The following is a 23,152-nucleotide window of genomic DNA, read 5'->3' as shown; positions in this document are numbered from 1 at the left end:
CAATGATTATTGTTAGATATGGTGAAATTGCAATAAAAAGGGGAAAACGAAAAGAATTTGAAAAAAAGCTAGCTGATAATATAGAAAAAATACTCAAGAGAAAAGGAATTCCAGGAAAGACAAAAATTTCAAGGGGTAGGATATTAGTCGATGCTCCAAATGAAGCTACAAATATAATTGCAAAGACGCCAGGAGTAGTTTCTGTATCCCCAGCAGAGGTTATGGAATATGAAGAGATTCCAAATTACCTTAAAAAGACTCTTATGGGTTTTAATCCAAAAAGCTTTAAAGTAGAGACGCAGAGATTAGATAAAACATTTCTAAAAACATCTCTTGAGATTAACAAAGAAATTGGAGAATTTGTAGTGAAAGAGTTTGGGTGGAAAGTTGACTTAGAAAATCCTGAGTTAGTTATAGGAATAGAAATAATTGATGGAAAAGCCTACGTGTTTTTCGAGAAGATTAAGGGAGTTGGAGGGCTTCCTGTCGGAACTCAAGGAAAGGTAGTTGCTCTAATAAGTGGAGGAATTGATTCTCCAGTGGCAGCATTTTTAATGCTGAAAAGAGGAGCAGAAGTAATAGCCCTTCATTTTGATCAAGGAACTAATGCCAAAAAAGTTGTGGAGAAAGTTGTCGAGATACTTAGTGATTACTCCCCTGAGCCAATAGAGTTAATAGTAGAGAATCATTTTGAAATTTTGAAACCTTATGTTTCAGTGCTAGCCAAACTTCAAAAAAGAGAATGGACATGCATACTCTGCAAAATTGCAATGTTAAAAAGAGCAGCAGAAATTGCAAAAGAAGAAGGAGCACTGGGAATAGTTACGGGTGACTCCCTGGGTCAAGTTGCTTCTCAAACGCTTAGCAACTTATTCATAGAAACCATCAGTGTGGATTATCCAATATACAGGCCATTAATCGGTTTTGATAAAGAAGAAATTGTTTCAATAGCAAAAAGAATAGGTACCTACGATGCGTTCTTGGAGTACCCCTATTGTGAATGTCCCTTTAGACCCAACAGAGTTATTACACAAGGAAAGATCACTGAATTTTATTTTATAAGAGATGAGCTTAGAAAAGAGGGTCTTCTGTAACCCTCTATATTTTACCCAAATTTGGGTAAGAAAGACTTAAAAATGTATATTTTTACTCAAAATTAGACAAGTTAGGAATGGTGATCACCATGCTAAAAGTAGAGAATCTATGGGTTAAAGTCGAAGATAAAGAAATACTCAAGGGCATTAACTTAAATATTGGAGAGAACGAACTCCACGTAGTAATGGGACCTAATGGAAGTGGAAAATCGACCTTAGCACTAACAATCGCTGGCCATCCCAAGTATAAAGTTATACAGGGGAGTATACTATTCGAAGGAGAGGAAATAACGTCGCTTCCTCCAGAGGAACGTGTAAAAAAAGGAATATTTCTGAGCTTTCAACACCCTGTAGAAGTAGATGGAGTAAAGATAATTCATTTCCTACAGAGAATTCTCAAAAATCTAAAAGGAATGGACGAGATAAAAGCATATGAAGCTATTTACACGGCTATCAAGGAACTCGGTCTAGATGAATCAATTCTAACGAGGTTTCTAAATGTAGGATTTTCAGGAGGCGAAAGAAAGAAATTAGAGATGCTTCAGGCTTATTTAGTAGAACCTAAACTTTTGATTCTTGATGAACCTGACAGTGGGGTTGACGTCGATTCTTTAAAGACAATAGCAAAAATTATACGAAGACTTTACGAACGGGGAACGTCAGTGCTTTTGATTACCCACTACGGAAGGATATTGGAGTATCTAAATCCAACAAAAGTCCACGTAATAAAAAATGGAAAAATAGTAGCCTCAGGAAGCATTGATCTTGTCAAAATTATAGAAGAGAGAGGATATTCGGCGGTGGGGGACAATGAAGAGTAAAAGTCACTTAGAAGAAATTCTAAAAGCGGGATCCTTAGAAGAAATCTTAGGTACTGCCGTTCCGTATCCTAAAGAGATTGAGATAAAGGGGAAAATTAGTAGAGATACTATTGAAGAGTTATCTAAAGTTAAAAATGAACCCTCCTGGATGTTAAGGCATCGATTAAAAGCCTTAGAACTCTTTGAAAAATTGCCCATGCCGAAATGGGTCGTTGGAATTGAAGAACTTGATTTGGATAACCTAGTATTATACACCAAACCTGAAATTCAAAATGAAGTAAGAGATTGGGATGATCTTCCTGAAAACATTAGGAAGACGTTTGAAAGGCTAAACATTCCAGAGATAGAAAAAAGGTTTCTTTCCGGATTAACCGCTGTATTTGATAGTGAGAGTATATACTCAAAATTGAAGGCAGAGTTCGAGAAAAAGGGTATAATTATGGTGCCAATGGAGGAGGCTGTAAGAAAGTATCCTGACTTAGTCAAGAGATACTTTGGAAAAGTCTTTCCTCCTGGGGATCATAAATTTGCAGCCCTTCACCATGCTCTCTGGAGTGGTGGGGTCTTTGTATATGTTCCAAAGGGAGTAAAGATACCATTTCCAATTGAGGCGTTCTTTGTAATAGGTTCTGCGTTAGAAGGGCAATTCGAGCACACATTAATAATTGCAGATGAGGGAAGTTATCTCCATTTCATTGAAGGATGTAGTGCTCCAATGTACAAGGGATTTTCATTCCATGATGGAATGGTTGAAATCTATGCCCATAAAGATGCAACTGTTAAGTTCACTACGATCCAAAACTGGAGCAGAAATGTGATTAACTTCAATAATAAACGTGCAATAATCGAAGATAATGCATACGTAGAGTGGATTGAGGGAAGCATAGGAAGTAGGATAACTTATACATACCCATCGAGCGTACTTAAAGGCCCTGGAGCAAAAACTACCCAATATGTAGTTTCCCTTAGTAATGGACCTTATTTGAAAGATACTGGAGCAAAAACTTGGCATTTAGCTCCTAATACTAGCTCAAAGATAGTTTCTAAGAGTATAAGTGCTAACGGAGGCATTAACATATATAGGGGTCTTGTGAGGATAATGAAAGGCGCAATAAACTCAACAGCAACTGTTTCTTGTGATTCACTAATATTGGACAAAGAGAGCAAGGCCTATACATATCCCCACAATCAGAACGATGAGCCAACTGCAAGCATAATACATGAAGCAACTACAGGGAAATTAAGCGAGGACAAGCTCTTTTACTTAAAGGCTAGAGGAATTAAAGAAGAAGAAGCAAAGAGTCTAATTGTCCTAGGTTTTATCTCTGAAGTTCTTGAGGATCTGCCTTTTGAATATGTGGAAGTTTTGAAGAAAGTTATCGAGCTAGAATTTAGCGAGATTGGAGGTGTTGGTTGATGAAAGTAAATCTAGAAGGATTGACCTACCAGAAGTATGGTGATAGCCCAACAATCAAGAGCTATACTAAATGGCATTTATTCGAAGAAAATTCTCCTCTTACACTCCCAACTCAAGCTCCTGGGAAAAAATTGGGAATAAGGGGACATATAATTTTTTCTGGTAGTGACGTAGAGTTTAATCTACCTAACAACATTGAAGTGGGAGAAGGGAGCCTAAATTTATCTCACTCCCAGGAGTCTAGAATTCTAGGATTTCATTTTTATGCCCTGAAGAAAGCTTACAAGATAAGAATAGAGAGAGACTTAAGGGAGCCACTGATTATAGTTTCCCATCTATCAGAAAAAGCATTCGTCAGTCATCATTTAAGCATTGAAATTGAAAAGGCCTCTGCACCAATTATCCTCTACGACATATCCGAGAAGGGGACAAAATCTTTAGTAGTGGAGCTGGCAATAAGAGAGGGGAGTTCTGAAATATTAACAATTGGAAACCATTCCTCTCTATCTCACTTCCTACTGAGAGCAATCTTGGACAGAAACTCAACGCTTAAAACTTTCACCATAATAAAAGGAGGAACTATGAGTCATCACAGAGAAGACTACTCCCTAGAAGGAAAGGAAAGCAAACTTGTTCTTGCAGGATTGCCTGTTGGCATAGGCTCCGCGGTAGACTATATTACAAATATTGTCCATTATGGAAAGTCCAGTAAAAGCAAGATACGAGTACACGGATTTTCCTATAAAAATGGATGGGTGGTCCATAGGGGAACATCAAAAATCTCTGAGGAAGCAGAAGGAGCAAGTAGTGAGGTTTCTTCCCATGTGATAATTATGGATAGAGGTTCCCTTGGAGTTAGTGTTCCTATGCTAGAAGTGGACACTGGGGACATTGAAAATGCATCGCATTCATCAAGTGTTACACAAATAGATGAGGAAGCATTATTTTACCTGAGATCACGAGGACTAAATAGAGAGGAAGCCCTTCGATTATTAATATATGGAATTGGAGAAACTTTAACTAGCAATTTGTATTTCTTAAAAGGAAAAGCTAGAAGTACAGTAATCGACGTAATACAAGCTCTCATTTAGTCATTGTTTTTAGAGTGGCATACATTAATAATCAAAAGGAAGCTGAACCTCTTACAACTTTGAAAAAGGTTTATAAGGGAAACTTAGAAAATAAAAATGCCTAGCAATGAATGAATGGAGGTGAAGGAGATGGTTGAGCTACTAGTCAAGTCAAAAGTTAAGGAGTTTGTTTCAAGCATCGACAAGGATATGAGAGTAAGCCCGGAATTCTATGAAGCCCTCGAAGCTGAAGTCAAGGCCCTCATCGAGAAAGCCGTTAAGAGGGCCCAAGCTGAAGGCAGAAAGACTCTCTATGCAAGGCATGTTTAACTTCCTTCTACCTATTTTTTCAGTTTTATTCACGGCATATTTTTTGAACTGATTTTAAGAAAAAGTTAAATATTGAAGGATATAGATATATTCTGGTGGTCCACATGGTCGTGAAAAGAACAATGACTAAAAAGTTCTTGGAAGAAGCCTTTGCAGGCGAAAGCATGGCCCATATGAGGTATTTGATCTTTGCCGAGAAAGCTGAACAAGAAGGATTTCCAAACATAGCCAAGCTGTTCAGGGCAATAGCTTACGCAGAGTTTGTTCACGCTAAAAACCACTTCATAGCTCTAGGAAAATTAGGCAAAACTCCAGAAAACTTACAGATGGGAATAGAGGGAGAAACGTTCGAAGTTGAGGAAATGTACCCAGTATACAACAAAGCCGCAGAATTCCAAGGAGAAAAGGAAGCAGTTAGAACAACCCACTATGCTTTAGAGGCGGAGAAGATCCACGCTGAACTCTATAGAAAGGCAAAAGAGAAAGCTGAGAAAGGGGAAGACATTGAAATAAAGAAAGTTTACATATGCCCAATCTGTGGATACACCGCTGTTGATGAGGCTCCAGAATACTGTCCAGTTTGTGGAGCTCCAAAAGAAAAGTTCGTTGTCTTTGAATGATATTTATTGTTTGACAACATTGGTTCGAACCATAAACCTTATAAGATCTGAATAATAACATCTGGATGGTGGTATCATGGCAAAGTGGGTTTGTAAGATATGCGGATACATATATGATGAAGATGCAGGAGATCCAGACAATGGTATTTCTCCTGGAACTAAGTTTGAGGAGCTACCAGATGATTGGGTTTGCCCCATTTGTGGGGCTCCAAAAAGTGAATTTGAAAAGTTAGAAGATTGAGGTGGTGGAGATGATTAGTGAAACCATAAGAAGTGGGGACTGGAAAGGAGAAAAGCACGTCCCCGTTATAGAGTATGAAAGAGAAGGGGAGCTTGTTAAAGTTAAGGTGCAGGTTGGTAAAGAAATCCCGCATCCAAACACCACTGAGCACCACATCAGATACATAGAGCTTTATTTCTTACCAGAAGGTGAGAACTTTGTTTACCAGGTTGGAAGAGTTGAGTTTACAGCTCACGGAGAGTCTGTAAACGGCCCAAACACGAGTGATGTGTACACAGAACCCATAGCTTACTTTGTGCTCAAGACTAAGAAGAAGGGCAAGCTCTATGCTCTTAGCTACTGTAACATCCACGGCCTTTGGGAAAACGAAGTCACTTTAGAGTGACGGTTTTCATTCCCCTCCCCCGCCTACTTTTTATTCTTTTATGATAGAAGTCAGTAACCACTTCTTCATCAAATTTTCTGGAGAATTATGAAAGTTGACTGTAAATATGTTGAGTGGGTATTCACCTCCCACTTCCGAATCTCCAAAGAAGCCAGTGATGGAGAAATGGATCACAGATCTCAAATTCTCCGTTAATGCGGTATATCAGCTCCTTCTTTGAGTACTGAACTAATGAAGCTGAGCTAAACTTTTATAAGGAACTCAGAAAGTCCCCTTCTCCTCTAGCTATAGCTAGAAGAACCTTCTCCTGGGAGAGAGGAAGTGAGCCCCATATCTCGATGTAGCTGGCTTCACTATCCTTGACTAGTTCTTCAAACGTCTTTTCTACGTCTTCCATTTCAAGACTTCCCTTGAGCTTTCTCCTGGAACTGAAGACCACAACCACTCTCTTCCCAAGATGTTCTGCTAGCCGTTGGGGTAGTCCCAGTGACTCATCAAAACAAATTTCCTCTTCTCCAAAGGTAAATTCAAAAATTATCACGTTCTGACCACTTAAAATCTCCACCTTCGGCTCTTCGAGCTCCTTTTTTCTATCTGCAAAGTTCTTACCTATAACAGGTTCACCGTATCTGAAGGGATTCTCCATTACAGTTTTAGCTGTAACAGATGATGTTGCCTTGCGAGTAGGGTAAATTTTAGATCAACAGGCAAAATCATTAAGATCTTAGAACGAATGTTTTTGAGAGATTACTTGTTTACACGACAAAGCTTCCCAGCCCCAAGTTAAGTCTTTTTCTCTTTGCCAAAACTTTTATAAGTCTACAAGCTTGTTAGGGAATAGGCTTCACTATCACCGGGAGGTGAGAATATGGCTCTAAGGCCAGCCAAGATTGACAGGTATGTTGATAAGCCTGCATATACCAGAAGGGAATACATTAGAGGAGCCCCAGGCCCAAAGATAACCATCTTCGATATGGGAAATCCTGCTGGAGATTTTGAGTTTGAGGTTTCACTTCACACTGCTGAACCCGTTCAGATAAGACAGAACGCTCTTGAGGCCGCAAGACAACAGGTTAACAGATACCTACAGAAGAACGTCGGTAGAAGCAACTACCACTTCAAGATTAGAGTCTACCCATTCCAAGTGCTTAGAGAAAACCCAATGGCTACGGGAAGAAAAGCTGACCGTTATGGAAACGGTATGAGAAGGCCATTCGGTAAGCCAATAGGACTTGCTGCTAGACTAAAGAAGGATCAGAAGATCCTCTCAATAAGGGTTAACAGACAGCACCTTAAGTTCGCCATAGAGGGGGCAAGAAGAGCTGCAATGAAGTTCCCATGCAAGTGCTACTACAGAATATACGACAAGGAAGGAAACGACGTAACAACAAAGATTCTCTCCCAGAGCCTATAACTTTATTACCTTTTTCTCCCCATTTTAATTTGGTGATTAGATGAAGGCTAGGATTATCTATAGAGCTTCTTTTGATGCAGCACACGCAGTTAAGATTGAAGAGTGGGAAGAACTTCATGGCCATACATTTTCTCTTGAAGTTGTTGTTGAAGGAGAGATAAAGAAAGGATATGTCATGGACTTTCTTAAGCTTAAGAAAGTAGTTGATGGTGTTGTAAAGGAACTCGACCACAGAAACCTCAACAAAATTATGGACAATCCAACTACGGAAAACATAGCCCTTTGGATATCTGAGAGAATTAGAAAGAACCTCCCAGGTGATGTAAAGCTCAAGAGACTTTCCCTTTGGGAAGGTAACGAGTTTGGAGTGGAACTGGAATGGTGAAGGTAATCTTGGGGGAAATATTCAATAGTTGGCAGGGAGAAGGAGGGAGTGTTGAAGGCTCAGCCTTTGGAAGGAGGCAGATATTTGTCAGGTTTGCTGGGTGTGATTTAAGGTGTACATATTGTGACTCTCGGAAGTATATAGATCCCAGGAGTGTAAAAAAGTATAGAGTTGAAGTGGAGCCATTTTCTGGAAAGTTCAAATACTTTAACAACCCCGTAGACGTGGAAGAAGTTATAAAGTGGATTACAAAGTTAGATACCGGAGATATTCACTCCATTAGCTACACTGGAGGAGAGCCAACGCTTCAAATATTGGGCCTTGCCTCGCTAATGGAAAAAGCAAAAGAGCTTGGCTACGACAACTTTCTGGAAACTCATGGGGGCCATCCTCATCTAATTAAGAAAATAGCCTACCTAACGGATTATGCAAGCGTTGATATTAAAGATGAAAGTGCGAACGCGACCAAAGATTGGAGAAAGCTGGTAGTTAATGAAATAGCTAGTACAAAGATTCTAAAGGAGGCTGGAGCAAAAGTATATGTTAAGCTCGTTGTAACAAGAGAAACTAGGATTGAAAACGTGCGTTGGTATGCAGAAATGCTAAAGGGAATAGCTCCAATGGTAATACAACCAAAAGAGCCCATGGATATGCCTATAAAGAAAGTTATGGACTTCTACAATGTTGCCGCGAAAATCATGGGGAAGAAGAATGTTAGCCTGAGCTTTCAAGTTCACAAATACTTAGGGGTGCTTTAAATGGAGGAACTATTTGAGTATTTGGAACTGCTTAGAGCGAGGATGGAATTTGCAGAGATGTTTTATGGCTTCAGAATGAACTACATTCCCCTCTACATTAATGATGATATTATCGTGCTCGACAAAAACGATGGTAAGATAAAAAGGCTAAGCACCAAGCAAGAGCTTAACAAAGATGAGTTGAGGAAGTACCTTCCAAAGATTAAGAAAAACATTGAGAGTGGGTTTGTAGATCTACTATTAACAATGAACTTTCACTCAATCCAAACTCCAGAGGATTAATACAGCATTTTCGCCATTTGGGCATGAGGAACTCCCTGTATTCTTAAGACCCTACTCTCATCTATGTACCCTAGCTCAATGGCTTTCCTAACAACTCTTTCTCCAGTTAAATTTGCTATGGTGGCTTCCTCAAGAAGCCTTCCAAGCTCTTCTACATCCATAAGTTCCCCTTTGTAAAACCTCTCCTTAACCTCAAGCTTGAGTTCCCCTTCTCTAAACGTTTTTCCAAGCAATTCTTCATCACAAGCAGCCACTAGGACTTCGCCCTGGACCCTATAGACCTTCACATACATCCTTCCAGCCATTTCTTATCCCAGCTTATAGAAATAAGGAGAAGTTATTAATCTTCCTCCATACCAGCGAAGATTAGGAATTCTTCTTTTCCAACCTTAATTCTGTAGAGATTCCATTCATCTTGGAGAGCTTTTCTTATTGCATTCATTATTCTCTCACGCTTCCTTAACTCTTGAACTGCTTCATTTACACTAACTGCCTTAAATCTAAGCTTTTCTCCTGGCCTAGTTTGAACCACCATTGGGATATCGACTCTTATCACAGTCGCTATTTTTGCATATCCTCCAGTTGTCTGTGCATCCGCCAACATTATTATCGGTTTCCCGTTTGCTGGAACTTGTATGGCTCCCCTAGGAATTGGTTCAGTTATTATATCCGCTCCCTTTTCGGAATGTTCTATTCTAGGTCCCTCTAACCTGTATCCCATTCTATCTGATTCAGGAGTTACAGTGTATTCAGAGGTGAGAAAAGTCCTCATTCCCTCTGGGGTAAAATGTTCTATGTTCGGCCCCAGGATTACCCTAACAGTCTTATCAAACCTCGGTCTTAATTCCTCAGGTAACCTTTTTCCCGCTTTTCCCGTTAGAAGGGAGTAGCCGAGCTTTAGTTTATCTCCAGGTTTGAGCAAGCCTCCAAATTTTGCCCTTAAGTAAGTGGAACAACTTCCCAAAATCTTCCTGCACTCAATTCCCCCCGAAAATGCTATGTAGCCATACATTCCTTTGCTTAACCTCACCGTAAGTACATCTCCTCTCTTAGCCCAATAACTCTCCCAGGGCTCCAACTGGGTATCGTTTAGATAAAGTGTGGCATCTCCAGTGACTGCAAAAACAGCCGAGGTGTGAAATTTTATGGATATTCCTCCCGCGGTGAACTCTATTAGCGGAGTATTGTCAGGATTCCCCACTAAATAATTTGCAATTCTCGCGGAAACTTCATCCATAACTCCGCTTACAGGTACACCGTACCTCTGATATCCCCACCTTCCCAGGTCTTGAACTGTGGCAGAAGTTATAACAGAGAGTACTTCAATCATTTCCCCACTCCTCCCTGTAAATTTCCCAGAATTCGTTCTCATCTATTGGGACGAATTTCACATAATCTCCAGGAGAAACGATGCTGGGGGGAATTTTTTCTGGATTAAAAGTTCTCAAGGGCGTTCTTCCAATAATCCTCCAGCCCCCTGGGCTTTCTATAGCGTACCATCCAGTCTGCTTTCCTGCAATTCCTACGCTTCCAGCAGGAACTTTTAAGCGAGGCTTCTCAAGCCTCGGTGTAGCAATTCTCTCATCCATTCCACCCAGGTAAGCAAATCCTGGGAGAAAGCCAAGGAAATAAACCCTATAAAGCGGTTTTGAGTGAATTTCAATTACATCATCCACACTTAATCCATTGTATTTAGCTACGAACTCTATGTCTGGCCCGAATTCCCCTCCATAAGCTATGGGGATTTTAATGATTCTTTTTTCCTTCCTTTCAACTTCATTAATCTTGATTTTTCCTATGATGTCTATAACTTCTCGATAGTCTATCATTAAGGGATCAAAGTAAACATAAAGAGCCGAGTAAGAGGGAACAACATCTAGAAGCCATTCAGGATTGTAGTTCAACAAATAATCTGCCAAAGCATGAACTTTTCTGTTTGTTTCTTCGCTGATATCTTCGCCAAATATTATCGCAATGCAAGAGTCCCCAACCACTCTAACTTTCATTTTATGAAATCCCCCATCGGGAGTACCTTTACTCCCTCCTCCTCTAGTCTTCTTCTAATATAGGCGGTAATCTCTACTGCTTTTGGATTATCTCCGTGGACACAGATGGTATCAACCTCTAACTCAATCCATTCTCCATTAATAGCTCTGATCCCTCCATCTTTGACCATTGAAATTACTCTCTCCGCTATTTCTTCCTTATCTTCTATAACTGCCCCAGGCCTTGACCTTGGAACTAAAGTTCCATCTGGATTATAAGCCCTATCGGCAAATCCTTCTTGGGCAACTCGAGCACCCATTTCCCTTGCTATTTCCACGACCCTAGAACCTGCTAAAGTCACAACTATCAACCTCTTGTCAAAATCCAGAATGCCCTCTATGACTGCCCTAGCTAAATCTTCTTCTTTTACCATCGCGTTATATAATGCCCCATGAGGTTTAACATGCTGTAATTCTAGACCTTCCGCTTTGACAAAAGCATATAATGCCCCTATTTGATAGAGTATATAGTTCCTAGCTTCTTCTGGAGTTAATTTCATATATCTTCTCCCAAACCCCATTAAATCAGGATACCCAGGGTGAGCTCCAACTTGAACATTGTTTTTCTTAGCCAATCTTACAGTTTTTCTCATTACTAGTGGATCTCCAGCGTGCCATCCGCAGGCAACGTTTGCTGAAGTTATGTATTTCATAACTTCATCGTCTAAGCCAAGCTTATACCTCCCAAAACTTTCCCCAAGATCTGAATTTAAATCGACCTTCATGAGAGATCCCTAAATATACTAGTTTTGGACTTAATTAATGTATTCCTGAGGATAACAAAGAAGAGATAATACTCAATATCCGTTCTGATCAGCCAAACTTTTGTTAAGCTTGTGAATATTAAAACGGCTGCCATCTTCATTGGCTGGCTTTCTGGGGGAACGGTTACTCTCCAAATCTTCGCTTGGGCTTAAACCCCCACATACTCGAGATCACCACTACACCACAACAGATAGCACGCTTTACGCTTTTTTTAAATTATTTAGAGAACACCTCATCCTCCACCTCCCATCCCACGTCCTCTTTTTCAGCCTTTTCTATGAAAGCTTCGAGAGAAGTATCCTCTATAAATGACTATGGACTATCAAACCCATGAGGTGATACTATGAAGCGCTGGGGACTAATATTTCCTACCCTCTACTTTTTCTTCCTTTTCATAATGATTTTTGTTTTTAATTTCCCTCGAGAAGTGACCCGGCAATGGATGTGGATCCAAGTGGGAGGTATAGTATTTATGATAGCTTTGGGATTGTACTTTGATGGATATGCCTCCTTAAAAGAGGTAATAACAATTGGAGCCTTCACACTCTTATGGCTAGGGCTATCTTTTACTGTGAACATCAGAAAAGAATACTTCACACTTTTAGGTCTCATTATAGAGCTTGTTTTAGATTTAGCACTTCGGGAGGGAGGATAAAATCCACTAGTTATGCTCCCAAGAGTTTAAAATTAGGGAGGAGAGGAGCTCTTTTTTAAGGATTTTTCAATATCATGTAGAAGTAGAATGGTGCGGGGGCGGGGATTTGAACCCCGGAACCCCTACGGGACGGGACCCTAAATCCCGCGCCTTTGACCAGGCTCGGCAACCCCCGCAAGTCCAATGTAATAACATAAGCATAGGTTTATAAGCTTTTATCTCCAATCTTATATTATGAAGCCCTATCTCCATAGATTTATGCGGGACTTTATCATGGGAGATACTCCAGAAGAAGTCTCTGAGCTAGTTCTTTCTACACTCAATGAGTTTTCAATTGACTTAAGAGAAATCTTGGAAATCAACGACTATCCAATCAAGATCACAGTCATTGACACCTGGGAAAAAGTTAGAGGGGACAGGATAATTGTTCTCCCTTACAGTGAGTTAACAGATGATGGAAGTCTATACTTTCTCAAGCAAGATTTGGAAGAGGCCATGGATAATCCTGATCTTGAAAAACTCAAGTTGCTTGCCTGGGAAATGCTAGTTTCAAAGGTTTCATATCTCTTATATAAGAATTTTGAGGAAATAAGAAGCTTAAATAACAGAAATGACATAGCAATCTTAGCCTCTCTACTCACAACAACAACTTTACTCTCTCTTGACGATATAAAAACAATAGCAGCTACCCTTGAAGCTAAGATATCTGTAATAAAGGAGGATTTGGAGAGTGTAGATGTCCTCTTTTCGTCAATAGATGTTCTCAGATATGATGAACAGGAAGCAGTATACAATGAAGTGAGAATGAAAGTTATTAGAGCGGGAGCCCAATTTCTCGATGCTTCCATAATTAACTGGATGTTTCTTCAAGCTATTACTTTAGCCCCATTAATAGATCCGAAGAATGAGATAAAAAGGCTAATTAAGGAAAGAGTATTTTCAGGGGACTTGAGCAAAAAGCTTGACGAAGTATTCAGTGGCATTTGGGCATTTTATGACCTGATAAAAATAGTGGGGAAGGGAAGATTTGAATTAGTTGAGCTTAGAGATAAAATACTGGAGTACAGGCAACGGCTTGGACTTGAATTTTATCCCTCCACCCAAGACTTCTTTGAAAAAGCCACTGTTATTTAGATATCTTTCAAAGTTCTGAATTCTATTGTTGTCTTTCCTTCTTTTTCTAGTTCTTTTCTCACACCTCTGACTGCTTGAACCATGTTAACAAGCTTTTGGTATGCAATCTTTCTATCCAGGAGCTTTAGACCACAGTCAGGGTTTATGTAAACCCACTCTGGTTCAAGGTAAGTGAAGACCTTCTTTATTGCTTGCCTTATCTCCTCTACACTCTCCACCCTGGGATTGTGAACATCAACTACTCCAAAGCCAAGCTCCTTATTTGAAAGCTTCTTAAGGAAGTCCATGTCTCTAAAGTTTCTATTTGCAAATTCCAGCGCAAATTGAGTAACCTTAATTTCATCAAAGTAATCGGCCAGAAGATTGTAGTTTGAATAACACACATGCAGTCCCACTTTCATTTTTATGCCTTTTACAGCCCTATTTATAGCATCTACAGCTAATGGAACTTCAGAGGGATGATTAAGCATTGCAGGTTCATCCAGTTGGACAAACTTTGCCCCGTGCTTTTCAAGTACCTTAAGCTCTTTGTTTATTATTTCAGCCAGATCCATGACGAAACTCTCTTTATCTGGATAATACTCATTGAAGCTCCACTCGGCAATTGTATACGGTCCAGTTATTGGAATTTTTACAATCTCTCTAGTAGTGTTTTCCTTTACCCAAAGAAATTCATCAAGCACTAGAGGCTCCTCGTATTCCAACTTATCTACAGCAGCCGCCTTATTAAAATAGGCATTCCCCCAGACTCTTACTGGCCCATAAAACTTAAATCCCTTAATTTTTGAAGTAAAATACTCGGTCATCTCACTTCTTCCCATCTCACCATCCCAGGGAATGTCAATGCCAGCTCTTTCATGCTCTCTCAACACCGAAATGCTTGCATCTCTAACCGCTTCCTTAAAATCTTCTTCTGGAATTTTTCCTAGTTCTCTTAGCTTGTACATTCTAAGCAACCATCTAGGCTTTGGGTAACTTCCTATAACACTTGTAGGAAGAATAGGAAGCTCCATTTTACTCACCTCCAAGCCTACCTAAAAGTCTCAGCTTTTTCCAAGCGACACTTTCAGGAAGGAAATCTAAAAGAGTGTTAGGTGTAACGTATATAGTTTCAAACTTTGCCAAGTACTTCCTAATCTTATCCCTAAGCCTATCTGCCCTCTCCATTTTTGTTGTTCTGGCGTCCACTATTCCAAGCCCTATCTCTCCACTGTATTCTTCTGGAACTGAACCTTCTATTAAATCAACGTTGAGTATAACTCCCTCAGGTAAAACTTGAGGAGTTCCAAAGTACGTTACTACCCACAACTTCTTTATCCTTCCAAGGTCTTCAATTATGTTCTTTGCAACTTCTTTATCTACTCTGTCCTCGATATTCTTAGTAGCTTCACTTATCTCAGCCGCCAGAGATGGTTCCTGAAGTTCCACGATTTTAACATCTAACTCTTTTATTAACTCCCCTATCACCTGGGCATAAGCTTCGGCAAGGTCGGTTAGTGTCTTATAGTACTCGTTGATTGAGTGGTATGCAAGAGTTACGGGGCCAGGTAACACAGCCTTCAATGTAGCCTCTGGATAAACATCTTCCTTTATCTCCTGGGCTATTGAAATCCACTCAGGAATTGGGTTTTCTTTCAACGCTATCTCTCCCCTAACTACAGGAGATCTATAGAAGAAGTTGTTTTCATAGAATTTGAAGAGGCCATTCACCTCTATACCATCAATGAACCTTATAAATGGGTTGAAAATATCGTCCCACCTGTACAATCCATCTGTTATGACTTTGATTTTTGCATCCCTAAGCTTCTCAAAAGCTCTTCTTGTATATTCTCTATACGCTTCTTCTAACTTCCTCTCATCTAATCTTCCTATGTAGTATTGCTCAAGTTTTTTAGCTAATCCTATTGGTCTCGGCAAACTTCCTATAAGGGCTGGAACAATCATTCCTTACACCCCCTAAAGCAATTCCTTCAGCAAATCTAACACCTCGTTCAATTTTTCCTCCCACCTAGTCTCTTCAAAAACAATGACGTTAATTCCCCCAAATTCAAGGGAAGAAATTTCCTCCACTATTGCTCTAATATCATCACCTGTCTTTATCCCCATTTTTCTTAGTATGGGCTCTAGTTCCCTCTTTAATGGATAAAGAATTGAAACAACCACTGGAACTTCATGGGGAGAATACTTAAGTGCTTCCTGGAGTATTTTTGGAATTTCTCTTACAACTTTTCTATTGGCAACCACTTGGCTTATAACGAGATCAGCGCCCGCAATAATTTTTCTTGCCAATCTTTTTCCTTCTAATTTTGCCGGATAGTTGGGATTTACAGTTCCTGCTATAAATGGACGCTCTTTAACCTCAACTCTTTCGCCTGTGGGTAGAACGCCAGAAAACATCAACTTTGCCAGCCTTATCATGTTCGCCGAATCCAAGTCAAATACTGGTTTTCCTTGGAGTATAAATCCTGACCAGTCACCAGTTGTTATTAATATACCCTCAAAGTCAAACTCTAGAGCTGTTCTGAATTCTGAAGATATTGCTATCACATTTCTGTCCTTAGCTGTTAGGTGGGGCATAACAGAATGTCCCTTCGATTTTAGCCAAGTTCCCAGGGCTGTAGGAGATATGTGAGGGTAACCTAATGGATTGTCTGGAATTGTGTAAAGATCGCCAACTTTCCTAAATTCCCTTACTCCTTTTTCGAACAACCTAATGGGAAATTCGACTGAAATAGCCTTTCCCCGCCCTAGATTTTTTATAAAGGAGCTTCTCTTGATCTCAACTTCTTCCCCTTCGAAAATCCTTTCCATCTCTAAGACTACAGGGTGCTCTACCAATAGAGGAGCTCCATCTAAAAGCTCAAATTTTTCCATTAGAGAGTACCATGGACAGAGATTTGAATTTACCTCACACTTTCCATCGAGTGCTCCTCCACAGGGACCGTTTAGAAGATCCTTTGGACAACCAAACACCCTCACACCTAACACCCCTTAAGGGCCCTATCTAAGTCCTCTATTAGCTCATCAACCTCTTCTATTCCCACAGAAAGCCTAATTAGACCATCCGTTATTCCAAGAAGGTCTCTAGTTTCTTTTTCCATGTTCTTTACGGCGCTTTTTACAGGATAAGTTGCAAGACTTTCCACACCTCCAAGAGAGGGAGAGGGAAATATTTTCTTTAGGCTTCTAAGGAATGCAAGTGCGCTTTTTTCACTTCCCAGGTCAAAAGAAACTACTCCCCCATAAAGATCCTTCCTAAATAATCTCCTAGCTATGCCATGATAAGGATCACTAGGTAGTCCTGGGTAGTGTACTTTCCTAACCTTTGGATGATCCTGCAGGAATTCTGCTATTGCTAAGGCATTTTTACTCTGCTTTTCAAACCTAACATTTAGGGTTCTCATGCCTCTTTCAACCATCCAGGCGTCAAATGGTTGGATTATCGTTCCCAATCTTCTCCTCCAGTCCCATAAATCATTTAAGAATTTTCCATTCCAAAGAATTACACCACCAGTAACATCGTTGTGTCCCGCAATGTACTTTGTCAAGCTATGAACGACGAAATTAACTCCATCTTCAAGGGGCCTGTAGAGGATGGGGGTAACAAATGTGTTGTCAACTATTAAAGTGATTTCTTCCTCTCTGCATTTTTTAGCAACTTCCCTAACGTCGATTACCTTTAAAGTTGGGTTAGTCATTGTTTCAATGAAAACAAGAGTTGTATTGGACGTTATAGTTTCACAAATTTTTTCTGCTGAGGGATAGGCAAGCCTTACTCTAACTCCAAATTTTTCTAAAAGCTTTGGTACCTCAATTGTGGTTCCATACCCCTCCATTGACATAACAATTTCGTCTCCAGCTTTAAGCAAGGATAGGAACAAAGTCGAGATAGCCCCCATTCCACTGTTAAATGCCAGGGCATTCTCAGCATTCTCTAGCTTAGCAAGCTTATCTTCCAAATTTCTTACTGTTGGATTTTCTTCCCTTGAATACTTTAGCTCTGTACCTCTTTCAGTAAGATAGGCATCCCCTATCTGCTTGAATACTGCAGTCAAATAGATAGGATAATGAAGAGGCTCCATTCTCTCACCTCTACCAAGACTTCTAAATTTACTTTATATATTTTTCGACATAAAAATGACACATAAATATAACCACAAAGAATTAAACTTGCAAAAGTAACTGGGAAAGAGTTTATAAAGAACTCTTAAGACGTAGCGAACATGGAGTTATTTTATCGAGTCACAATACATGAGATAGTCGCTGATGCTCTAATGTTGGTAGAGGAGAAAGAACTTTCATCTAAGCATGCTCTGGAAAAAATTTTCAAAAAAGTTGAAGGCAAAGATAAGGAGAAGGCTAGAGGAATAGCTCATGCTTATGTCTTCGAAATTGAAAAGTGGAGAGCCAAAATAGATTTTATCATAAACTCTGTTCTTAGGGGATCAAAAGTTGAAGATTTAGATCCTTATCTAGCAAATCTCCTTCGAATTGGAGTTTTTGAAATGAAATTTAAAAAGATAAATCCAGCAATTGCGACTGATTCCATAGTTCGGGTTGTTAAGGAAAAGTTTGACTTAACTCGGGCTAAATTTGCAAACGCTATTCTCAGGGAAGTTGAGAAGTTCAACGTTGAGAAGGCCTTAAAGCGGCTAAAAGAGAAGGACAGAATAGAATGGTTAGCCGTTAGGTTCTCCCATCCCAGGTGGTATGTAGAGTATGTAATAGACCTACTTGGCTATGATGAGGCAGTTAGACTCCTCCTAAGCAATTTAAAGCCTCAAAGGTATTATGTGAGGATAAATTCCCTAAAAGCTGATATTGAAAAAGTAAAGAAATACCTAGAAGAGAACGGGGTAAGAGTAGCATATACTCCTGTAGATGATGTTCTCAAGGTTCTAGAATATGAAAAACCCATAACAAAGTTAGAAGGGTACAAGAAAGGATACTTCGTCATTCAAGACTTAGCATCTGCATATGTAGCCCATGTTTTGAGTCCTGAACCTGGAGAAAGAGTGCTAGACTTAGCAGCAGCTCCTGGAAGCAAAACATTCCATGCTGCCGCTTTAATGGAGAACAAGGGGGAGATTGTGGCAGTGGACTATTCCTATGAAAGACTAGTTAGAATGAAGGAAAGAATGAAGAAGCTTGGAGTTAAAAATGTCAAGCTTGTTTATGCAGATGGGCAAAGTTATATTGACAAAGAAAAGTTTGATAAGATAATTCTCGATGCCCCCTGTTCTTCTTCTGGCACCTACAGGCAGTTTCCAGAAGTAAAGTGGAGGTTTAATGAAGAAAAAATAAAAAGGATAATCAGTGTTCAAAGGAACATGCTCATAAATGCTTTTAGAAACCTCAAAGAAGGTGGAGAAATGACGTATTCCACATGTTCGGTGAGAATAGACGAAAATGAGGAAAATGTAATGTTCGGCTTAGAAAGAGGTTTTGAAATAGTGGATTATCCCTTCTCCTGGGGAGATAAGGGATTTTTAGAAATCGGGGATAAAACGTTTAGAACTTGGACTCATAGACATGACTGCAACAGCTTTTTCATAGCAAAGCTAAGAAAACCTTGAAAAAGAGAAAGGAGAAAAATTCACTCCTCTTCTCCTTTAATCCTCATGATCTTAATCCTGCCAAGAGTTTCCCAGTATTCGACGTTGATACCTTCCTTTATTTTGTCCTTTATCTCCTCTTCAACTCCTGTATCTAACGGAACTTCGAACATTTCATAGGTCTCCATGTCCATAATTTGTACTGTGTCTGGAGTAACTGCGATAACTTGGGCTGTTCTCTTGTCAATTATTGGAACATCAACTTCTGCACTTGTTGGCTTGACAATGCTTCTAACTTTTCCATCAAATATTCCAACAGCTTCAATTCTTGCCTTTGCTGATCCGTGTTTTCCGGGAGAGGACACTGTTATGTTGACTATTCTACATGGCTCATCGTCAATAATTATATACCTTCCAGGTTTGAGCTTACTCACTTGAACTTTTGTCTTATCTCCCATCTTCATCACCTCTACTTTTGTCGAGAAAAAAATGAAAAAGTGTCATTTATTAGTTTTTTGATCATCTAGTGGACTTTAATAGGAAATTGTTAAACACTAAAGGAGACAGTAGGAGGAATCCTAGGACTATTCCAATTAATGCTACATCTCCACCAGATTGTAAAGCTGGAACTAAAGCAACGATAAAGAATATTGCTATCAATATTGCAAATATTGCTTCTGCAACTTTTCCAGAGCCTTTAGTGGCTTTCAGAGCAGGTAGTGACTCAATTAATGCAAACAGTGGAAGCATTAGAGCTACAAGAACTACTAGAACTTCCTTTATAGCAGGTAAAGATAGCAGAGTGCTCAATATCCCTGTAATGATAGAAACTATTAGGATAGCATTTTTCCTTGTCACTTGGAACATATCTGAAATTATTTGCCCTCCCGTTTCTATTAAAACTAGCAAAGTTGTGAAGCCAGCAAAGAACAATGAGATCATTAAGAATGCAATTATATATGTTCCCCCTTCCATTCCAAGCTTTCTTAGGATATCTGGTATTCCATATACAGTGTCTATAAGTCTAAGAAAGTTCATTCTTTCGGGAGAAGTATATTCTCTCCACAAGGGGAGGAAGTATTTGTCGTATACATCAAGAGCTTCCATGGCTTTTCCTTTCTCAAATGCCGACCAATAAGCTTGATGAGCGGCTCCTATTGAGTACGTAAGTATCAATGCTGCGGAAAGAGACAACAGTGCCTGCAGAATTACTACAACTGCGAGCACTTTTTTTATGTCAAATTTCCACCCAGAAATCGTCATTCCAATAATATAGTAGAATCCAACACCTAGACCAAACATCATGAGAGTCGTTAAGAATGTTAGGACGACTGTCCTCATGTTAAGTTCTCCGCTAAATGAAAATACTGTTTCTAAGGTTGTTCTTACGAATTCCCTGGAAGTCTCCTTTACTACAACTTCGCTGACCTTTGAGCGTAAGAAGAATACGGAAATTATAATCAGGATTATAAGCAGTATAGAGAAGATGGCTATTGCATCAAGAGATCTCCCTCTGGTTCCAATTAATATAATCATTGCAACTAGAGCAATGATTAGTCCAAATCCAGGGGCTCCAATGCCAAATAGTTTTTCAACCGCCAATCCTGTATAATGAGCCACTACAGCAGAAACAAAGAACAGGAAACTTACTAAAACTACTGAAACCGCTGGAAGTCTAGCACTCTTCACCATAAATTCATGGATTCTGTATGTTTTTTCTTTAATTGAATTTATCTGTCCAAGTACTCCAGCAACTACAACTGCGGAAAAGACTAGCATTAGTACTAATCCCTTTAAGCCAATGGTCATGTATATTTTTGGAATCACTGTAAATGTCCATATTCCCAAAGTATATCCTACAATTATAAAAATCAAGTACAAGCTCCTATTCATCGAGCCTTCCCCCCGTTCATCTTTATTTGTCTTTCTCAATACAAAATATTATAAATCTTTTTTACTTTATAACCTCCCACTCATAAGAAACTATGACCTCATTTACAATTGTCCAGGCCATTAATGGTTCTCTATAAAGGCTTATCTTCACTCCCTCCACTTTGCTTCTGAAGTCTCCATGAGGAAAGCCCCCAACTATAACAACAGGCTTTTTAAAGCTAGCCAACAGTTTTCCAAAGTGTTTCGGTATCATAAACTCTCCATTTTCGTGCATTATAAATACAGCATCTGGAGATATCTCATTTATTAACTCAGCTAAGGTTTTCTTTTCCAATCTTAAGAGCTGTAAATCCTCCGGAACTACTTTCTTCTCAAACAAACTCTCCATAAGGCCAATAAACCTGTTATAATTTCTTGGAAGTCTAGTAGAAGGATCTACGTAAATCACTTCATCATTCCTTGTGTGAACGTAAACTCTAAGCCTATCCTCTTTATTAAGGATACTATCCAAAGCATTTAATAGGCATATATGAACAATATCGGGCCTTCCCCTCCTTTCTCCATCCTCTAACTGTCTCAGTGCTGCATGATGATATGTAGAATCAAGGATTATTTTTTCTGGCTTCTTTTTTCTTCTCTTGGCATAATTCACAATGGCTGGATGATCAATTATACTCTCAGGAACTAGCTCAAGTTCAGAGTCTGCTATAATTAGATGAAGTCTCTTCTTCACGTTTTCACCCCTAAATAAATAAAAACATGAACACAAAAATTTATTGATGCTCTCCATATTAAGGAAGAAAAATAGGAAAATTGAGGAAATAAAGAGAGGAAAAAGAAAAATAATGCACATAAGTGATACCCCTAGAAGTGTCTACAAGTTTCTTGGAGAGCTAATAGCAGAAACTCAGCCTGACGTGATAATTCACACTGGAGATTTAGTCGACAACCTAAAGCTCGAAAGAAAACCATGGCTTAAAGAGAAGTATGCAGAAAGTCTCAAAAAATTATCCTTTATCTTTGGGAAGTCTGGAGCTTTGGTGTATATAGTCCCAGGAAACGAGGATGATGTTGAATTAATAAAGAGAATTATTCTCAATTCTATTCTTGTAAAACCAGGGTCAGTAATAAAATTGTACGGCTTAACCTTTGCGCTCTCGCACAAGCCAGAAGACATTAAGGAAATACAGGCAGATTTTAAGTTGTATGGACATGACCCTAAATGTTTCGAGGGGTTAAATGGTATTCATTCTGTGAATTTTATAATAATTCCAGAGAAAAAAGTCGTTAAAATAAACTATCCCCCTGGGACAAATTTTGATAGAGGATACAGAATTTTTAGGGGGCTATAACATGAGAAGTTTTCGATTTGGTCCGGGAATTATTTGTGTAAAAGGGGATAAGAACAAAATACTGAAGAAAACAAAGACAACTCCTCTCTCCCTTTCAGAGGCTCTTGCCAAAAGTGATGAGTTAGATACTATTATTGTTCTGAACACCCAAGAAGCAATATTAGTTAAGATGTATCCCTGGGTTGCTCTTCAAAATATAATTCACTACGTAGAGGATGCTGAGAGTAAAGGAATAATCATCCTAATTAGAACTCCTAATCCTTCTAAAACCAGCGAGATTATTAAGGAGAGACTTAACGGAAAACTCCTAGATCCGATCGAAGCAATATTAAATTCCTCCTACAACGAAACTATATTAATGCTAACGAGAAGGCCCATTACAAGGCCAATAAGGATAGAAGATGTGGAGGCTTCCCTACTACTTCCATACAACTTCCACCGCGTCTACGGAAGTATAATCCTTGAGATTCCATTAATTCTAATGGAGACATTAACAGAATGGAAGGAGATCATAATAAAGGTTTACGACACAGCAAGAAAATACCGAGAAAACATAGAGAGGTTAATAATCGCAGTTGAAGACTTAGACCTTGGATTTATAGTAGGAGAAGGATGGGATTGGGATTACCCACGACCTCTCCTTAAAGTCCCCGTATACAAGTTAAAATTATTCACCTGGGAAGATCCGAGGAGGATAAAATTCCTCCTTAAGGGATTGGAATACGTGGGTTACAGAAGACTGTGTGATATAGACGTAATAGTGGAGAATAAAAAGATAGAATGGATAGAACTAGGAAAATTTAGATCAAAGTTTGATCTCGCAAGCAGGGCTAGAGAAGAGTTGGAAAGAAGCTTAAGCGAGGAAGCTTTGGAAAAGATAAAGAGTATAGAAGAGAAGTTATTATCGAAAGGCTAAAAATTTTTAAGAGAAATAAC

General features: G+C 39.3%; 29 protein-coding genes and 1 tRNA gene. 17 read left to right on the top strand and 13 right to left on the bottom strand.

Annotated features, from left to right (window positions below):
- Window positions 1-2 precede the first annotated feature (2 nt).
- From thiI to sorA, 8 genes are all read left to right on the top strand, one after another.
- Window positions 3-1,094 carry a tRNA uracil 4-sulfurtransferase ThiI gene (thiI, locus tag ACMFNG_RS09300; protein WP_011012432.1) on the top strand — a complete coding sequence of 364 codons (1,092 nt, stop codon included), beginning with the start codon at window positions 3-5 and terminating at the stop codon, window positions 1,092-1,094.
- An 89-nt stretch (window positions 1,095-1,183) separates the two neighbouring features.
- The gene (gene sufC, locus ACMFNG_RS09295; protein WP_011012431.1) at window positions 1,184-1,915 is read left to right on the top strand and encodes a Fe-S cluster assembly ATPase SufC; all 732 of its coding nucleotides are present in this window, start codon (window positions 1,184-1,186) and stop codon (window positions 1,913-1,915) included.
- Window positions 1,905-3,332, top strand: a complete 1,428-nt coding sequence (gene sufB, locus ACMFNG_RS09290; RefSeq protein ID WP_011012430.1) for a Fe-S cluster assembly protein SufB — start codon at window positions 1,905-1,907, stop codon at window positions 3,330-3,332. The genes sufC and sufB overlap by 11 nt, the downstream gene beginning before the upstream one ends.
- Window positions 3,332-4,423 (top strand): SufD family Fe-S cluster assembly protein, encoded by a 1,092-nt coding sequence (locus tag ACMFNG_RS09285; protein WP_011012429.1) that lies wholly within the window; start codon window positions 3,332-3,334, stop codon window positions 4,421-4,423. Before sufB ends, ACMFNG_RS09285 begins: the two co-directional genes overlap by 1 nt.
- A 129-nt stretch (window positions 4,424-4,552) precedes the next feature.
- Entirely contained in the window at window positions 4,553-4,732 is a 180-nt protein-coding gene (locus tag ACMFNG_RS09280) for a hypothetical protein (RefSeq protein ID WP_014835376.1), read from the top strand.
- Between the two features lie 104 nt (window positions 4,733-4,836).
- Entirely contained in the window at window positions 4,837-5,352 is a 516-nt protein-coding gene (locus ACMFNG_RS09275) for a rubrerythrin family protein (protein WP_011012427.1), read from the top strand.
- Window positions 5,353-5,428: 76 nt separating this feature from the next.
- Window positions 5,429-5,593, top strand: coding sequence for a rubredoxin (rd, locus tag ACMFNG_RS09270; RefSeq protein ID WP_011012426.1), 165 nt, complete (start codon window positions 5,429-5,431; stop codon window positions 5,591-5,593).
- Window positions 5,594-5,603: 10 nt separating this feature from the next.
- Window positions 5,604-5,978: a superoxide reductase SorA gene (gene sorA, locus ACMFNG_RS09265; protein WP_011012425.1), complete on the top strand. Its 375-nt coding sequence runs from the start codon at window positions 5,604-5,606 to the stop codon at window positions 5,976-5,978.
- Between the two features lie 250 nt (window positions 5,979-6,228).
- Here the strand turns inward: sorA and ACMFNG_RS09260 are convergent, their stop codons facing one another.
- Window positions 6,229-6,624, bottom strand: a complete 396-nt coding sequence (locus ACMFNG_RS09260) for a hypothetical protein (protein WP_430515174.1) — start codon at window positions 6,622-6,624, stop codon at window positions 6,229-6,231.
- A gap of 222 nt (window positions 6,625-6,846) precedes the next feature.
- On the opposite strand from ACMFNG_RS09260, the gene ACMFNG_RS09255 reads away from it, so the two are divergent.
- From ACMFNG_RS09255 to ACMFNG_RS09240, 4 genes are read left to right on the top strand one after another with little or no spacing between them, the layout of a single operon-like run.
- Complete coding sequence (locus tag ACMFNG_RS09255; RefSeq protein ID WP_011012423.1) at window positions 6,847-7,392, top strand: 50S ribosomal protein L16; 546 nt, start codon at window positions 6,847-6,849, stop codon at window positions 7,390-7,392.
- A 40-nt stretch (window positions 7,393-7,432) separates the two neighbouring features.
- Window positions 7,433-7,777, top strand: coding sequence for a dihydroneopterin monophosphate aldolase (locus tag ACMFNG_RS09250; RefSeq protein ID WP_011012422.1), 345 nt, complete (start codon window positions 7,433-7,435; stop codon window positions 7,775-7,777).
- Window positions 7,774-8,535: a 7-carboxy-7-deazaguanine synthase QueE gene (locus tag ACMFNG_RS09245; RefSeq protein ID WP_014835375.1), complete on the top strand. Its 762-nt coding sequence runs from the start codon at window positions 7,774-7,776 to the stop codon at window positions 8,533-8,535. The genes ACMFNG_RS09250 and ACMFNG_RS09245 overlap by 4 nt, the downstream gene beginning before the upstream one ends.
- On the top strand, window positions 8,536-8,817 hold the full coding sequence (locus ACMFNG_RS09240; protein WP_011012420.1) for a hypothetical protein: 282 nt from the start codon (window positions 8,536-8,538) through the stop codon (window positions 8,815-8,817). It begins immediately after the preceding gene.
- On the opposite strand, the gene ACMFNG_RS09235 is transcribed toward ACMFNG_RS09240, so the two are convergent.
- From ACMFNG_RS09235 to ACMFNG_RS09220, 4 genes are read right to left on the bottom strand one after another with little or no spacing between them, the layout of a single operon-like run.
- The gene (locus tag ACMFNG_RS09235; RefSeq protein WP_011012419.1) at window positions 8,814-9,122 is read right to left on the bottom strand and encodes a DUF424 domain-containing protein; all 309 of its coding nucleotides are present in this window, start codon (window positions 9,120-9,122) and stop codon (window positions 8,814-8,816) included. The genes ACMFNG_RS09240 and ACMFNG_RS09235 overlap by 4 nt on opposite strands.
- 35 nt (window positions 9,123-9,157) lie before the next feature.
- Window positions 9,158-10,147 carry a biotin-dependent carboxyltransferase family protein gene (locus tag ACMFNG_RS09230; protein ID WP_011012418.1) on the bottom strand — a complete coding sequence of 330 codons (990 nt, stop codon included), beginning with the start codon at window positions 10,145-10,147 and terminating at the stop codon, window positions 9,158-9,160.
- Window positions 10,140-10,823: a 5-oxoprolinase subunit PxpB gene (pxpB, locus tag ACMFNG_RS09225; protein ID WP_011012417.1), complete on the bottom strand. Its 684-nt coding sequence runs from the start codon at window positions 10,821-10,823 to the stop codon at window positions 10,140-10,142. The genes ACMFNG_RS09230 and pxpB overlap by 8 nt, the downstream gene beginning before the upstream one ends.
- The gene (locus tag ACMFNG_RS09220; protein WP_011012416.1) at window positions 10,820-11,587 is read right to left on the bottom strand and encodes a LamB/YcsF family protein; all 768 of its coding nucleotides are present in this window, start codon (window positions 11,585-11,587) and stop codon (window positions 10,820-10,822) included. Before ACMFNG_RS09220 ends, pxpB begins: the two co-directional genes overlap by 4 nt.
- 383 nt (window positions 11,588-11,970) lie before the next feature.
- On the opposite strand from ACMFNG_RS09220, the gene ACMFNG_RS09215 reads away from it, so the two are divergent.
- Complete coding sequence (locus ACMFNG_RS09215; protein WP_011012415.1) at window positions 11,971-12,282, top strand: hypothetical protein; 312 nt, start codon at window positions 11,971-11,973, stop codon at window positions 12,280-12,282.
- An 88-nt stretch (window positions 12,283-12,370) separates the two neighbouring features.
- Here the strand turns inward: ACMFNG_RS09215 and ACMFNG_RS09210 are convergent.
- Window positions 12,371-12,458, bottom strand: a tRNA-Leu gene (locus ACMFNG_RS09210).
- Between the two features lie 58 nt (window positions 12,459-12,516).
- Between ACMFNG_RS09210 and ACMFNG_RS09205 the strand changes: the two genes are divergently transcribed.
- Entirely contained in the window at window positions 12,517-13,416 is a 900-nt protein-coding gene (locus ACMFNG_RS09205; protein WP_011012414.1) for a hypothetical protein, read from the top strand.
- Here the strand turns inward: ACMFNG_RS09205 and ACMFNG_RS09200 are convergent.
- Genes ACMFNG_RS09200 through ACMFNG_RS09185 form a run of 4 tightly spaced genes read right to left on the bottom strand, consistent with a single transcriptional unit; the run spans window position 13,413 to window position 17,498 of the window.
- The gene (locus tag ACMFNG_RS09200; RefSeq protein WP_011012413.1) at window positions 13,413-14,429 is read right to left on the bottom strand and encodes a methionine synthase; all 1,017 of its coding nucleotides are present in this window, start codon (window positions 14,427-14,429) and stop codon (window positions 13,413-13,415) included. The two genes, ACMFNG_RS09205 and ACMFNG_RS09200, sit on opposite strands and share 4 nt — an antisense overlap.
- Before the next feature lies 1 nt (window position 14,430).
- Window positions 14,431-15,360, bottom strand: coding sequence for a 5-methyltetrahydropteroyltriglutamate--homocysteine methyltransferase (locus tag ACMFNG_RS09195; protein WP_011012412.1), 930 nt, complete (start codon window positions 15,358-15,360; stop codon window positions 14,431-14,433).
- A 12-nt stretch (window positions 15,361-15,372) separates the two neighbouring features.
- Entirely contained in the window at window positions 15,373-16,395 is a 1,023-nt protein-coding gene (locus tag ACMFNG_RS09190; protein ID WP_014835373.1) for a methylenetetrahydrofolate reductase C-terminal domain-containing protein, read from the bottom strand.
- Window positions 16,396-16,397: 2 nt separating this feature from the next.
- Entirely contained in the window at window positions 16,398-17,498 is a 1,101-nt protein-coding gene (locus tag ACMFNG_RS09185; protein ID WP_011012410.1) for a cystathionine gamma-synthase family protein, read from the bottom strand.
- Between the two features lie 141 nt (window positions 17,499-17,639).
- Between ACMFNG_RS09185 and ACMFNG_RS09180 the strand changes: the two genes are divergently transcribed.
- Window positions 17,640-18,992: an RsmB/NOP family class I SAM-dependent RNA methyltransferase gene (locus ACMFNG_RS09180; protein ID WP_011012409.1), complete on the top strand. Its 1,353-nt coding sequence runs from the start codon at window positions 17,640-17,642 to the stop codon at window positions 18,990-18,992.
- 20 nt (window positions 18,993-19,012) lie between these two features.
- Here the strand turns inward: ACMFNG_RS09180 and ACMFNG_RS09175 are convergent, their stop codons facing one another.
- From ACMFNG_RS09175 to ACMFNG_RS09165, 3 genes are all read right to left on the bottom strand, one after another.
- Window positions 19,013-19,429 (bottom strand): translation initiation factor IF-5A, encoded by a 417-nt coding sequence (locus ACMFNG_RS09175; protein WP_011012408.1) that lies wholly within the window; start codon window positions 19,427-19,429, stop codon window positions 19,013-19,015.
- A 61-nt stretch (window positions 19,430-19,490) separates the two neighbouring features.
- Entirely contained in the window at window positions 19,491-20,864 is a 1,374-nt protein-coding gene (locus ACMFNG_RS09170) for a sodium-dependent transporter (protein ID WP_011012407.1), read from the bottom strand.
- Between the two features lie 61 nt (window positions 20,865-20,925).
- Window positions 20,926-21,597: a 16S rRNA methyltransferase gene (locus ACMFNG_RS09165; RefSeq protein WP_014835371.1), complete on the bottom strand. Its 672-nt coding sequence runs from the start codon at window positions 21,595-21,597 to the stop codon at window positions 20,926-20,928.
- A gap of 46 nt (window positions 21,598-21,643) precedes the next feature.
- Between ACMFNG_RS09165 and ACMFNG_RS09160 the strand changes: the two genes are divergently transcribed.
- On the top strand, window positions 21,644-22,216 hold the full coding sequence (locus ACMFNG_RS09160) for a metallophosphoesterase (RefSeq protein ID WP_011012405.1): 573 nt from the start codon (window positions 21,644-21,646) through the stop codon (window positions 22,214-22,216).
- Window position 22,217: 1 nt separating this feature from the next.
- The gene (locus ACMFNG_RS09155; protein WP_011012404.1) at window positions 22,218-23,132 is read left to right on the top strand and encodes a hypothetical protein; all 915 of its coding nucleotides are present in this window, start codon (window positions 22,218-22,220) and stop codon (window positions 23,130-23,132) included.
- Window positions 23,133-23,152 lie beyond the last annotated feature (20 nt).

It is taken from the genome of Pyrococcus woesei (assembly GCF_050496105.1).
In the GTDB taxonomy this organism is placed as follows: domain Archaea; phylum Methanobacteriota_B; class Thermococci; order Thermococcales; family Thermococcaceae; genus Pyrococcus; species Pyrococcus furiosus.
Note: the sequence above shows the minus strand (reverse complement) of the source record. Positions and strands in the feature narration are given on the sequence as shown.